The sequence below is a fragment of the Serratia sp. 506_PEND genome (genome assembly GCF_001076875.1).
GTDB classification, from domain to species: Bacteria; Pseudomonadota; Gammaproteobacteria; order Enterobacterales; family Enterobacteriaceae; genus Serratia; species Serratia marcescens.
The window spans coordinates 1-12,456 of the sequence record NZ_JVEL01000081.1; the positions used below are offsets into that span (position 1 = coordinate 1).

At 63.5% G+C, this 12,456-nt stretch carries 13 protein-coding genes; 6 read left to right on the plus strand and 7 right to left on the minus strand.

What is annotated here, in order from left to right:
- Positions 1 to 1,050 (plus strand): elongation factor G (locus ADK28_RS02680; RefSeq protein WP_048794800.1); only part of this gene is annotated, 1,050 nt, incomplete at its 5' end.
- A 27-nt stretch (positions 1,051 to 1,077) separates the two neighbouring features.
- On the opposite strand, the gene ADK28_RS02685 is transcribed toward ADK28_RS02680, so the two are convergent.
- Entirely contained in the window at positions 1,078 to 2,046 is a 969-nt protein-coding gene (locus tag ADK28_RS02685; protein ID WP_033640212.1) for a DMT family transporter, read from the minus strand.
- Positions 2,047 to 2,144: 98 nt separating this feature from the next.
- Complete coding sequence (locus ADK28_RS02690; protein ID WP_048794801.1) at positions 2,145 to 2,972, minus strand: AraC family transcriptional regulator; 828 nt, start codon at positions 2,970 to 2,972, stop codon at positions 2,145 to 2,147.
- A gap of 197 nt (positions 2,973 to 3,169) precedes the next feature.
- On the opposite strand from ADK28_RS02690, the gene ADK28_RS02695 reads away from it, so the two are divergent.
- Positions 3,170 to 4,603, plus strand: a complete 1,434-nt coding sequence (locus tag ADK28_RS02695; protein ID WP_016927630.1) for an NAD-dependent succinate-semialdehyde dehydrogenase — start codon at positions 3,170 to 3,172, stop codon at positions 4,601 to 4,603.
- A gap of 48 nt (positions 4,604 to 4,651) precedes the next feature.
- Here the strand turns inward: ADK28_RS02695 and ADK28_RS02700 are convergent, their stop codons facing one another.
- Genes ADK28_RS02700 through ADK28_RS02710 form a run of 3 tightly spaced genes read right to left on the minus strand, consistent with a single transcriptional unit; the run spans position 4,652 to position 7,519 of the window.
- Positions 4,652 to 5,554, minus strand: a complete 903-nt coding sequence (locus ADK28_RS02700; protein ID WP_048794802.1) for an alpha/beta hydrolase — start codon at positions 5,552 to 5,554, stop codon at positions 4,652 to 4,654.
- On the minus strand, positions 5,544 to 6,437 hold the full coding sequence (locus ADK28_RS02705) for an alpha/beta fold hydrolase (RefSeq protein ID WP_048794803.1): 894 nt from the start codon (positions 6,435 to 6,437) through the stop codon (positions 5,544 to 5,546). Before ADK28_RS02705 ends, ADK28_RS02700 begins: the two co-directional genes overlap by 11 nt.
- 26 nt (positions 6,438 to 6,463) lie before the next feature.
- Positions 6,464 to 7,519 (minus strand): sugar phosphate isomerase/epimerase family protein, encoded by a 1,056-nt coding sequence (locus ADK28_RS02710; RefSeq protein WP_033640209.1) that lies wholly within the window; start codon positions 7,517 to 7,519, stop codon positions 6,464 to 6,466.
- A 140-nt stretch (positions 7,520 to 7,659) separates the two neighbouring features.
- Between ADK28_RS02710 and ADK28_RS02715 the strand changes: the two genes are divergently transcribed.
- Positions 7,660 to 8,250 carry a TetR/AcrR family transcriptional regulator gene (locus ADK28_RS02715; RefSeq protein ID WP_033640208.1) on the plus strand — a complete coding sequence of 197 codons (591 nt, stop codon included), beginning with the start codon at positions 7,660 to 7,662 and terminating at the stop codon, positions 8,248 to 8,250.
- Here ADK28_RS02715 and ADK28_RS02720 read toward each other — a convergent pair.
- Positions 8,247 to 8,549: a cupin domain-containing protein gene (locus ADK28_RS02720; RefSeq protein WP_028127440.1), complete on the minus strand. Its 303-nt coding sequence runs from the start codon at positions 8,547 to 8,549 to the stop codon at positions 8,247 to 8,249. The two genes, ADK28_RS02715 and ADK28_RS02720, sit on opposite strands and share 4 nt — an antisense overlap.
- A gap of 78 nt (positions 8,550 to 8,627) precedes the next feature.
- Positions 8,628 to 9,560 carry a LysR substrate-binding domain-containing protein gene (locus ADK28_RS02725; RefSeq protein ID WP_033640207.1) on the minus strand — a complete coding sequence of 311 codons (933 nt, stop codon included), beginning with the start codon at positions 9,558 to 9,560 and terminating at the stop codon, positions 8,628 to 8,630.
- A 169-nt stretch (positions 9,561 to 9,729) separates the two neighbouring features.
- On the opposite strand from ADK28_RS02725, the gene ADK28_RS02730 reads away from it, so the two are divergent.
- The 3 genes from ADK28_RS02730 to ADK28_RS02740 all read left to right on the plus strand — a co-directional run.
- Positions 9,730 to 10,680, plus strand: coding sequence for a branched-chain amino acid ABC transporter permease (locus ADK28_RS02730; protein WP_048794804.1), 951 nt, complete (start codon positions 9,730 to 9,732; stop codon positions 10,678 to 10,680).
- A 10-nt stretch (positions 10,681 to 10,690) separates the two neighbouring features.
- Entirely contained in the window at positions 10,691 to 11,803 is a 1,113-nt protein-coding gene (locus ADK28_RS02735) for a branched-chain amino acid ABC transporter permease (protein ID WP_048794805.1), read from the plus strand.
- On the plus strand, positions 11,800 to 12,456 hold a 657-nt coding region (locus ADK28_RS02740), incomplete at its 3' end, for an ABC transporter ATP-binding protein (RefSeq protein ID WP_048794806.1). The genes ADK28_RS02735 and ADK28_RS02740, both read left to right, overlap by 4 nt.

The following is a 12,456-nucleotide window of genomic DNA, read 5'->3' on the forward strand; positions in this document are numbered from 1 at the left end:
GGCAAAAAGGAACGCATCGGCCGCATCGTGCAAATGCATGCCAACGATCGTAAGGACATCGACGAGCTGCACGCCGGCGACATCGCCGCCTGCGTCGGCCTGAAGGACGTCACCACCGGCGATACGCTGTGCGACCCTGGCGCCATCATTACGCTGGAGCGCATGACCTTCCCCGAACCGGTGATCGCCCAGGCGATCGAGCCGAAAACCAAGGGCGATCAGGAGAAAATGGGCATCGCGCTGCAGCGGCTCTCTTCGGAAGATCCGTCGTTCCGCGTGCGTACCGATGAAGAATCCGGCCAGACCCTTATCTACGGCATGGGCGAGCTGCACCTGGAGATCATCGTCGATCGCATGCGCCGCGAGTTCGGGGTGGAAACCACCACCGGCAAGCCGCAGGTGTCGTACCGCGAAACCATCCGCAAACGGGTGGCCGACGTGGAAGGCAAGTTCGTGCGCCAGTCCGGCGGTAAAGGGCAATACGGCCACGTGGTGCTGACCGTCGAGCCGAACGAACCCGGCAAAGGCTTCGAGTTCTTCGATGAAATCAAGGGCGGCGTCATTCCCGGCGAGTTTATCCCGGCGGTGAAAAAAGGCGTGCTCGAGGCGCTGAACAACGGCGTGCTGGCCGGTTATCAGGTGGTGGACGTCAAGGTGCACCTGACCTTCGGTTCTTACCATGACGTCGACTCGTCGGAACAGGCGTTCCGCATGGCGGCGATCTTCGGCTTCAAGGACGCCTGCCGTCTGGCGGATCCGGTGATCCTTGAGCCGATCATGTCGGTGGAAGTGGAAACGCCGGAGGATTACGCCGGCAACGTGATGGGCGACCTCTCCTCACGCCGCGGTCTGGTGCAGGGCATGGAAGAGATCCCGGGCGGCGGCGGCAAGGAGATTCGCGCCAAGGTGCCGCTGTCCGAGATGTTCGGTTACTCGACCACCCTGCGTTCGATGTCGCAGGGCCGCGCCACCTACACCATGGAATTCAGTCACTACGCCGAAGCGCCGCGCAACGTGGCCGAAGAGATCATTCACCACAGCAAGCGTTAACCCTCACGCCCGCCGCCACGGCGGGCGTTATCTCGGTTTGTCTTCCAGCGCCACCACCACCGGCTGCGGCTTGATGCGCATGGCGTACACCACGCCGGCGATCAGACAGACGATGCCGGCCAGCGTCAGCAGCGGCGGCCAGGCCTGGCGCAGCAGAAAGGTATAGGCCAACCCCGCCAGAATTTCGAACACGATGAGCGGCCCCACCAACACCGTCGGCAGCCGCTGGCTGGCTTCGTTCCAGCACAGCGCCCCCAGCCAGGAGCAGAACACGCCAATAACCAGCATCAGCGGGATAAACACCTCGGGGCGCGGGCCGAACGGCAAGGCGAACGCCGGTTCGCTCAGCGCCAATTGGCCGCAGACCGCCAGATAGCCCAGCAGCGCCAGCGGCAGCGTCACCAGCCCTTGCGCCGTGGCCCAGGTGGCCGGCCGCTGCGTCGGATTCTCCCGCAGCCAGCGTGAATTGCGCAGCGGGAACCAGGTCCAGCACGCCACCGCCAACACGGCCAGCCCAAGACCGCTGAGATAGCGCCAGCCGTCGATCGGCACCGCATTGCCGCGCAGCTCGGCGACGTTCACGCACGCTAACCCGCAGACGATCAGCAGCAGCGCCGGCGCCAGCTGGCCCCAGGCCAGGCGCCCGTCATGCCGGCCGTAAAACAGATTGGCGCAAATGGCGATCACCACCGGCAAGGTGCCGATGATCATGGTCGACACCGGCGCCCCGGTGCGCTGAATGGCGCTGGCCAGGCACAGGTAGTACAGCAGATTGCCGATGGCCGTCAGCTTGAGCGCTTCCAGCCAATCCTGACGCCGCAGCTTGCGCAGACGGCGACGATCAAACCACGCCAGCGGCAAGGTAATCAGCCCAAAGGCCAGATAGCGCCCGGTGGACTGCAGCGCGGCGGGATAGTCCGGCACCAGCAGCGGGCCGACGAAAATCAGTCCCCACATCAGCCCGGCGGCCAGGGCAAACACAACGCCAATGAACATAACGACTCCGACAAACGGCCGGCGCGGCCAACCCGCCCGACAAGACAGCGGCAGAGTAGCGAAAACGCGGGGAGGAATTATTGTAGCAGGTTGCTGTTTTAGCCCAATTTCACCTGTTTCTGGAAACGCACTGGCGTGACACCGTAACGATTGGCGAAGGCGCGCGTCAGGTGCGCCTGATCGGTCAACCCCGCCGCCGCCGCCACCTGTGCGGCGGGCATGCCGCGCTCCAGCATGCGTTTGGCCTGCGACAGCCGGATCGCCATCAGCATCTGCTGCGGCGAGACGTGGTATTCGGCCTTGAACTTGCGCAGGAAATGGTACGGGCTGAGCGACACCAGCTCGGCCAGTTGGTTAAGGGTCACGGCCTCGGCGAAGTTATCGCGCAGATAGCTTTTCACCACCTCGAAACGGTGCGCCGCCTCGGCTTTTTCCCGCTGCCCGGTGCGGATGTGCGGGTGCAACAGCTCGACGGCCTCCAGCAGCAGGCCATCGAGCGTGAGCGGATCGTCGGTTTGCCACAGCGTGGCGAGAATGGCGGACAGGCGCTGCGCCGCCCGCGGATCGTGGTGCACCGCCTCGGTAAACCACTGGCTCCTATCGCCGGACAGCTGCTCCAGCGCCTCGGGCGCCAGATAGAGCATGCGGTAACACCAACCGCCCGGCGTTTCGGCTTCGCCGGTATGCAGCTCATCAGGATTCATCAGCACCAGCGCGCCCGGCGCCGCCAGGTGCTGCGCCCCGCGATAGCGAAAACGCTCCGCCCCGGCATCCACGGTGCCGATGGCGAAGGCGTCATGGGTATGCGGCTCGAAGGCATAGCGTTCGATATGCGCCTGATAGAGTTCGACGCCGGGCAGATGCGACAAATGCCGGAACTGCGCGCAATCCTTTTCGAACGGAAACTGTTGTGGTACCCCTTGCACCCGACCTCCTCATCCGTGCTGACAATCTGCTCAGCATAGCCAAAACATCGCCGATTGAGTAGCCGCTCTGGTCCTTTCGTGCCCCTCGCCTGGACGATCGCCGCCATTCGGCGTAGGGTTAAGGTCCCTGTCCCATTCAGGCGCGCCGCATCGCGAAACTCAGCGGCCCCTGACCACTCCGCAAACAAGAGGCAACAATGTATCCGGATACTCAACTGTATATCGATGGACAATGGCGCAATGCGCTGGCCGGGAAAACCCTGCCTGTCACCAACCCCGCCAGCGACGAGGTAATCGGTCAGGTGGCGCACGCCGCCACAGAGGATCTCGATCTGGCGTTGGCCGCCACCGCGCGCGGGTTTAACGTCTGGCGCGACACCGCCGCGCACCAGCGCGCCAACCTGATGCGCAAAGCCGCTGCGCTGCTGCGCGAACGCGCCGACGCCATCGCCGCCATCATGACGCAGGAACAGGGTAAGCCGGTGGCGCAGGCCAAAATCGAGATTCTCAACGCCGCCGACGTTATCGACTGGTTCGCCGGCGAAGCCACCCGTACCTATGGGCAGATTATTCCGTCCCGCGCTCGCGACGTGCAGCAGCAAACCCTGAAACTGCCGGTCGGCCCGGTAGCCGCCTTCACGCCGTGGAACTTCCCGATTAACCAGATCGTGCGCAAGCTGTCCGCCGCGCTGGCGGCGGGCTGTTCCATCATCGTCAAAGGCCCGGAAGAAACGCCGGCCTCACCGGCAGAGCTGATCAAAGCCTTCGCCGACGCCGGTATCCCAGCCGGGGTGATCGCGCTGGTGTACGGCACCCCGGCGGAAATCTCGGAATACCTGATCCCGCATCCGACCATTCGCAAGATCTCCTTCACCGGCTCCACCCGCGTGGGCAAGCATCTGGCGGCGCTGGCCGGCCAGCATATGAAAAAGGCCACCATGGAGCTGGGCGGCCACGCGCCGGTGCTGATCTTCGACGACGCCGATCTCGACGCGGCGGCCAAAGAGCTGGCGCAGTCCAAGTTCCGCAACGCCGGCCAGGTCTGTATCGCCCCGACCCGCTTCCTGATCCAGCAAGGCGTTTACGAGGCCTTCGTGGAGAAATTTACCGCCGCCGTGCGTGAGCTCAAGCTCGGCAACGGGCTGGAAGACGGCGTGACGATGGGGCCGATGGTGCTGAGCCGCAGCGTCGACAATATCGAGGCGCTGGTGCAGGACGCTATCGCCCACGGGGCGAAGGCCAGCACCGGCGGCAAACGCGTGGCGGGCAAAGGCAACTTCTTCGAACCGACGGTGCTGCGTGATGTGCCGCTGAGCGCACGCGCCATGTCGGAAGAGCCGTTTGGCCCGGTCGCCCTGCTGCGCCCGTTCGCCACTTATGACGAGGCGATCGCCGAAGCCAATCGCCTGCCGTACGGCCTGGCCGCCTACGCTTACAGCCGCAACATCGCCACCGTCAATGCGCTGGGGCGCGACGTGGAGAGCGGCATGCTGAGCATCAACCACATCGGTTTCGGCCTGCCGGAAACGCCGTTTGGCGGCGTGAAAGACTCCGGTCACGGCACCGAAGGCGGCAGCGAAGCGATCGAGTCCTACCTGGAAACGCGCTTTGTCACCGTCGCCGGCCGATAATCGCCCGGCGGATGAATAGCCAGAAGCCCCGCAATGCGGGGCTTTTTTTTACTCGCGAGCCAGTTCGAACAGCCGCCGCGCCGCCGGGGTCAGCCCCAGCATGTGAATGCAGGCATGCACCATGCCCGGCAACCGTTCGCAGCGCACGGTCACCCCCGCCTCACGCAGCCGCTGTGCATACTGTTCGGCCTCATCGCGCAGCGGATCGTATTCGCAGCTCAGGATGGCGGCCGGCGGCAATCCGCGCAGCGTGGCGGCATGCAACGGTTCCGCGCCGGGATCGCGCCGCTGGCCCAGATACTGCTGCCAACAGAACACCATCGCGTCGCGCGTCAGAAAGTGCTCCTCGGCAAACTCGCGATAGCTCTTCGTCGCCATTTCGCGGCTGAGCGCCGGGTACAACAGCAGTTGACGTTCAATGTATGGGCCGCCGCGATCCCGCGCCAACAGTGCGACCGCCGCCGCCAGATTGCCCCCGGCGCTATCACCGCCCACCGCCAGGCGCTTCGCGTCAATCCCCAACTGCGGCGCCCGTTGCGCCACCCAGCAGAGCGCCTGATAGACATCTTCCAGCGGCTGTGGAAACGGGTATTCCGGCGCCAGACGATAGTCAACCGACAGGATCACCCGGCCGGTGGCGTTAGCCAACGCCTGACAAGGCCGATCGTACAACGCCAGTGAGCCGAGGCACCAGCCGCCGCCGTGGGCGAATAGCATCGCCGGCTGCGCGTTCGCGCCGTTTTCCCCCGCCGGTAGATAGGCGCGCAGCGCCATCCGGTGTCCATCGGCGGTGACCACCGTATAGTCCCTGACGCCGCCGCTCGGTTCCGCCTCGCCCTGCAGCTGGCGTAAACCGGTTTCCGTGGCCGCGCGCATTGCCGCCAGCGAAGCGGGCGGCGGCACGGCGGCCGACGCCGTCAAAAAGGCGGCGATGCGTTCATCAAGCGGCATGCTGCTCTCCCGCCAGGAACGGCGTAATCAGCGCGATAAACGCCTCATGACACTCCTCGGTGATGAAATGCCCGCAGCCGGCGACCGTTTCGCCTCGCAGATCGTGCGCATTGCCCCGAAGCGTGGTCAGCGGCGCGTCGCCGGTGGCGTGCTCCGCTCCCACCGTCAACACCGGCATCGTCAAGGGCGTAGCGGCGCGCAGCCGGTTCTGGCGAACGGTCTCCGGGATCGCTCGGTAATAGTCGAATCCGGCGCGCAGGCCGCCCGGCGCCGAATAGGCGGCGATATACACCTGCGCCGCTACCCGATCGCGCCGATAGGACCAGCGGTTGAAGATATAGCCAAGATACTCCCGCTCGCGCCCCTGGGTCAGGGCCTCCGGTAAATCCGCCAGCTGGTTGAACATGAAATGCCACAGGAAGATATTCTCCTCCGGCGCGACGAAAATCGGCGGCGGCGGCGCCAGACCGGGGATCACCGCCTCCGTCAGCACCAGACGTTCCACCGCCTGCGGGAAGTCGCTCGCCATGGCGTAACCGATCCACATGCCGATGTCGTGGCCGACCAGTTGGTAACGTTCATGGCCCAGTTGCAACATCATCGCGTGCAGCGCCGCGCCGATGCTGCCGGTATCGTAACCGCTGACGGGCTTGTCAGAATCGCCGATGCCCGGCGGGTCGACGGCGATCGCCTGAAAACCGGCCGCCGCCAGCGCTTGCATCACATGGCGCCAGGTGTACCAGGTTTGCGGCCAGCCGGGGATCAGCAGCACCGGCCACCCTTCACCGGCCACCACGCAGTGAAGGCGCCGGCCGTTGACCTGGAGATAGACGTGTTCCGCCGCGAGATCCGCCAACGGGATCTCGTTCTGTCGATATTGCATGGGGTGACTCCCTGAAAGGTTAAGGCTCAGCGAATGCCGAGCAAGGCATTGATCTGTTGTGGGTTGACCGGCGCGCCGGCGAAGTCGTCGAACACTTTGTCGGTGACGCGGATAATGCGATCGCGAATGAAGGCCGCGCCTTCGCGCGCGCCGTCCTGCGGATTTTTCAGGCAACATTCCCACTCCAGCGTCGCCCAGCCCGAATAGCCGTACTGCGTCAGGCGCGAAAAGATGCCGTTGAAATCGACCTGGCCGTCGCCCAACGAGCGGAAACGGCCGGCGCGATCGACCCAGGATTGATAGCCGCCGTAAATGCCCTGGCGACCGGTCGGATTGAACTCGGCGTCCTTGACGTGGAACATACCGATAACATCCTTATAGATATCGATAAATTCCAGATAGTTAAGCTGCTGCAGCACCATATGGCTCGGATCGAACAGCACCCGGCAACGCGGGTGGTTGCCCACGCGCTCAAGAAACATTTCGAACGTCACGCCGTCGTGCAGATCCTCACTCGGGTGAATTTCATAACACAGGTTGATGCCCTGTTCTTCGCAGGCGTCGAGCACCGGCAGCCAGCGTTTGGCGAGTTCGTCGAACGCGGTGTCGATCAATCCTTCCGGACGCTGTGGGAACGGGAACAGATAGGGCCAGGCCAGCGAACCGGAAAAGGTGCCCAGCTCGCTGAGCCCGAGCCGCGCCGACGCCTTCACCGCCAGCAGCATTTGCTGCCGCGCCCACTCGCCGCGCGCCTGCGGATTGCCCTGCAGTGCCGGCGGCGCGAAACTGTCAAACAGCGCATCGTAAGCCGGGTGTACCGCCATCAGCTGGCCGAAGATATGGCTGGTCAATTCACTGACCACCAACCCCTGCTCCGCCAACATCCCGGTCAGATCGTCGCAGTAAGTTTGGCTTTCCGCGGCGGTGGCCACGTCGAATAAACGCCGATCCCAGGCCGGGATCTGCAAGGCGGTAAAACCGGTTTGCGCCGCCCACTCGGCGATGGCCGGCAGGCTGTTGAACGGCGCTGTCTCATCGCTGAACTGCGCGAGATGCAGGCTTGGACCTTTGAGGGTTTTCATCGTAAACTCCTATTAGTTGTCGATTGACAAACAATAGGAGCAAAGCGAATTGACCGCAAGCGAAATTTATAAAGACATTGGTATTCCCGTCGATTTAAGCGATCCTATGTCGCTGAATGACAGGTAAATTGGAGCAGCGAATGGCAGGCAGACCGCGTGAGTTCGATCGCGAACAGGCGCTCTTGAAGGCGCGAAACTTATTCTGGCGGCAAGGTTACGAAGGCACCTCGATGTCGGATCTGGTGGCGGAATTGGGCATTGCTTCCGCGCGCATCTACAAGGCGTTCGGCTCCAAAGAGCAGCTGTTCCGCGAGGCGATCGCCAGTTACGAAGCCGAGGAAGGCGGCTTCGCCGATCGCGCCTTCGCACAGGAAAGCGGCATTCGCCCGGCGATCCAACGTATGCTGGAAGATGCCGTGCGCCTCTACAGTCGGCCGGATCTGCCGCAGGGCTGCATGGTGGTCTCCGCCGCCGCCAGCGTCAGTGCGGAAAACGATGGGCTCAAAACCTGGCTGGCAGAGCATCGGTTGCAGCGTACGCAGCAGATCGTCGAACGGCTGCGGCAGGCGGTGCAAACCGGCGAATTGCCCGCCGACACCGACGCTGACAGCCTGGGGGACTACTTCGCCGTCTTCCTGCACGGGCTGTCGATTCAGGCGCGTGACGGCGTCACTGAAACGCGACTATTGGATGCGGTAAAGATGGCGCTGACGGTACTGGGCGACGCTTAATCCTCCGGCAGATCGACAATCACCAGCGTGCCTTCGCTGCCCGGCAACACGCGGTGCGGTACGCCGGCCGCGGCCTGATACAGCTGGCCGGCCCGCACCACCACCTCTTCCCCCGCCACCTGCAGCCGCAGGTGGCCGCTGATCACCAGCAACCCTTCGCTGTAATCATGCACTTCATCCGCAATGCTGCGCGCATCCATACGCAGCACTTTGATGTTGGCCGCACCGACGCGGCCCAGCACGGAGGAACGCCAAGCCTCGGGCAGTTCGGCCGCCTGCTGGTTTAAATCGAACAGCATCGTCATACCTTATCGCTACAGAGGAACCGGCACTCTACTGCAAAGCCGTCACCTGCTGAAAGACGCGTTGGTTGTAGATTATGCCCCGGCGTTCTGAGCCGCCGCCTCACGGCGCAGCCACTGCCGCAGATTTTCGCCCTCCTGCGACAGCTCACTATCCAGCCGAGCGCACAGGTAATAATCGCGGCCGTCATCGATCGGCAGATCGAACATTTTGATCAACTCACCGCTCTCAAGGTACTGGGCGATTAACGGTTCACGCATCAACGCGCACCCTAATCCCGCCTGTACCGCCGCCAACGTCAACAATCCATCCTCGAACATCGGGCCGATACTGCGCGGCGGGCGCTTGACCCCGGCCTGCTGAAACCATTGCATCCAGGTATTGCGTTCCTCGTCGTGCAGCAGCGGCAGCGTCGCCAGTTGATCCGGCGTATCGAGCAAACCGTGCAGTTTACTGAATGCCCGGCTGCACACCGGCACCATTTTGCCGGACATCAGCTTCTCGCTGCGATAGCCGGTCCACTGCCCGACCCCGAAGCGGATCGACAGATCGGCGGCGTCGCTCAGGTAATTGCGGTGGTTGGCGTAGACCACATTGATGTCGATATCCGGATTTTCACGCAGAAAGCCGCGCAGCCGCGGAATGAACCACCCCATGCCGAACAGCGGGATCAGACTGATGGTCACCTGCCGCGACGCGGATTGTTCACGCACGTGTTCGGTCGCCTGGCGCAGCACGTTGAACGCCGAGCGAATCGAACGGTAGTACTCCCGCCCCTCGCTGCGCAACACCAGGTTACGCCCCTGCCGTTCGGTCAACGGCATCTGCAAAAATGCCTCCAGCGTTTTGAGTTGATGACTGACCGCCGAAGGCGAAATCATCAGCTCGTTAGCCGCCGCGCTGATCCCCCCCAGGCGCGCGATGGCCTCGAACGCCCGCACGGCGCGCAGCGGCGGATCGTTCGGCAGCATCGGCAACGGCTCATCATACTGTTCTGTTTTTTTCATATATTGACTGTTTTTGGGAAATGGACACTGAAGGAATGGATTTAATATACATAAAAATCAATACATTAAAACCACTCGTTTTTTATATAAGAAAGTATTTTTCCGTATTTTACAATTTTTTTAAATTCTCTACTGTGAGCCTCTGACTCATTATCTCCGGACTCTCCTTATGGATACGCTGGTACAGCAAACCGTCAACGGTTTGATGCTCGGCAGCATTTATGCGCTGATCGCGCTCGGCTACACCATGGTGTACGGCATCCTGCGCATCATCAACTTCGCGCACGGCGACGTGCTGATGGTCGGGGCGCTGAGCGCGCTGTCGGCGATCGGGGTGTTGCAGCACCACTTTTCCGCTTTACCGCCCTACGCCACGCTGCTGCTGGCGGCCCTGTTCGCCATGGCTATCTGCGCCATCACCTCGATGGCGATCGAGCGCCTGGCCTATCGCCGGCTGCGTAATGCGCCGCGCCTGGCCCCGCTGATCAGCGGCATCGGCGTGTCACTGCTGCTGCAAACCCTGGCGATGCTGATCTGGTCACGCAATCCCCTGATGTTTCCGCAGCTGTTGCCGATGGCGCCCATTGCCCTGACCGCAGGCAGCGCCGAACATGCGCCGGCGGTGATCACCGGCACGGCGATCGTCACGCTGGCGGTGGCCGTGGCGGTGATGGCCGGCCTCTGGCTGCTGGTCGAACACAGCCGTTTCGGCCGCGCCATGCGCGCCACGGAGGAAAACCCGCAGGTCGCCGGCCTGATGGGCATCAGTCCTGACCGCATCATCGTTCTGACCTTCGCGCTCGGCGGCGCGTTGGCGGCGGTGGCCGGCATCATGATGGCCAGCAACTACGGCAACGCCGGTTTCTCGATGGGCTTTCTGCCGGGCATCAAGGCGTTTACCGCCGCCGTGCTCGGCGGCATCGGCAACCTGCGCGGCGCGATGCTTGGCGGTTTGCTGCTGGGTCTGTTCGAATCGCTGGGCACCGGCTATCTCGGCGAGCTGACCGGCGGCGTGTTCGGCAGCAACTACCAGGACGTGTTCGCGTTTCTGGTGCTGATCGCCGTGCTGGTCTTCCGCCCCTCCGGGCTGTTGGGCGAACGCATCGCCACGCGCGCATAAGGACATCACGATGACCGTTTTGACTCCCCCCGTTCCTCTGACCACGCCGCGTCGCGCCGGGCTGGTGCTGACGCTGTTCATTCTCGCCCTGCTGCTTGCGCCTTGGGTGGCGGGCGCCGCCGGCGGCAACTACTGGGTGCGGGTCGTCGACTTCGCCCTGCTGTATCTGATGCTGGCGCTCGGGCTGAACATCGTGGTGGGCATGACCGGGTTGCTGGACATGGGCTTTATCGCCTTTTACGCGGTCGGCGCCTATCTCGCCGCGCTGCTGTCGTCACCGCATCTGACGCAGCAGTTCCCGCTGCTGCTGCAGTGGTTCCCCGACGGGCTGCATCTGCCGATGCTGTGGCTGATCCCGCTGGCGGCGCTGCTGGCGGCGGTATGCGGCATCCTGCTCGGCGCGCCGACGCTGCGGCTGCGCGGCGACTATCTGGCGATCGTCACGTTGGGATTCGGCGAGATCGTGCGCATTTTGATGCGCAACCTCGATCGTCCGGTCAATCTCACCAACGGCCCCAAAGGCATTTCCGGCATTGACCCGGTCAGCCTGTTCGGCCTGAGGTTTTCCGGCATGCACGAGTGGTTCGGCGTGCGTTTTTCCGGCCTGTACCTCTATTACTATCTGTTCGCCGCGCTGCTGCTGGCGATCCTGTTCATCAGCCTGCGGTTGCAAAACTCGCGCATCGGCCGTGCGTGGACAGCGATCCGCGAAGATGAGGACGCCGCGCGGGCGATGGGCATCAACACCCGCAACTTCAAGCTGCTGGCCTTCGCCATCGGCGCCACCTTCGGCGGCGTGGCCGGCGCGTTGTTCGCCGCGTTTCAGGGCTTCGTGTCGCCGGAATCGTTCACTCTGCAGGAATCGATCGCCGTACTGGCAATGGTGGTGCTCGGCGGCATGGGGCACATCCCCGGCGTGATCCTGGGCGCGCTGCTGCTGGCCGCCCTGCCGGAGCTGCTGCGCAGCAGCATGGGGCCGCTGCAGCAGGCGCTGTTCGGCCAGGTGCTGATCGATCCGGAAATCATCCGCCAACTGTTTTACGGCCTGGCGCTGATCCTGGTGATGCTCTATCGCCCGGCGGGCCTGTGGCCGGCTCGCCATGCCGGGAGGACCGCCGCATGACGCCGCTGCTTGCTTTAAATCACGTCAGCAAACGCTTCGGCGGCCTGACGGCGGTGGATGACGTCAGCATGAGCATCCGCCAAGGGGAAATCTACGGCCTGATCGGGCCGAACGGCGCCGGCAAAACCACCTGCTTCAACCTGATCACCGGTCTGTATCGCGCCGATGAAGGCGAGTTCAGCCTGTTGGGCCAGCGCTATAAACCCCAGGCGATCGACAAAGTGGCGCAGGCCGGCATTGCCCGCACCTTCCAGAACCTGCGGTTGTTCAACGAAATGAGCGTGCTGGAAAATGTGATGGTCGGCTGCCACGTGCGCACCCGCAACGGCCTGTGGGCGGCGATCGCTCGCCACCGGCGCGCCAAGGCAGAGGAACAGGCGGTGCGCGATAAATCCCATGCGCTGCTGGAGTACGTCGGCATCAGCCAATTCGCCCATTACCGCGCCGGCGATCTCGCCTATGGCCACCAACGCCGCCTGGAGATTGCCCGCGCGCTGGCGACCGAACCCCGGTTGCTGGCGCTGGACGAGCCGGCGGCCGGCATGAACGCCGGTGAAAAAGTAGCGCTGCGCGAGCTGCTGCTGCGCATCCGCGACAGCGGCAAAACGCTGCTGCTGATCGAACACGACGTCAAGCTGGTGATGGGCCTGTGC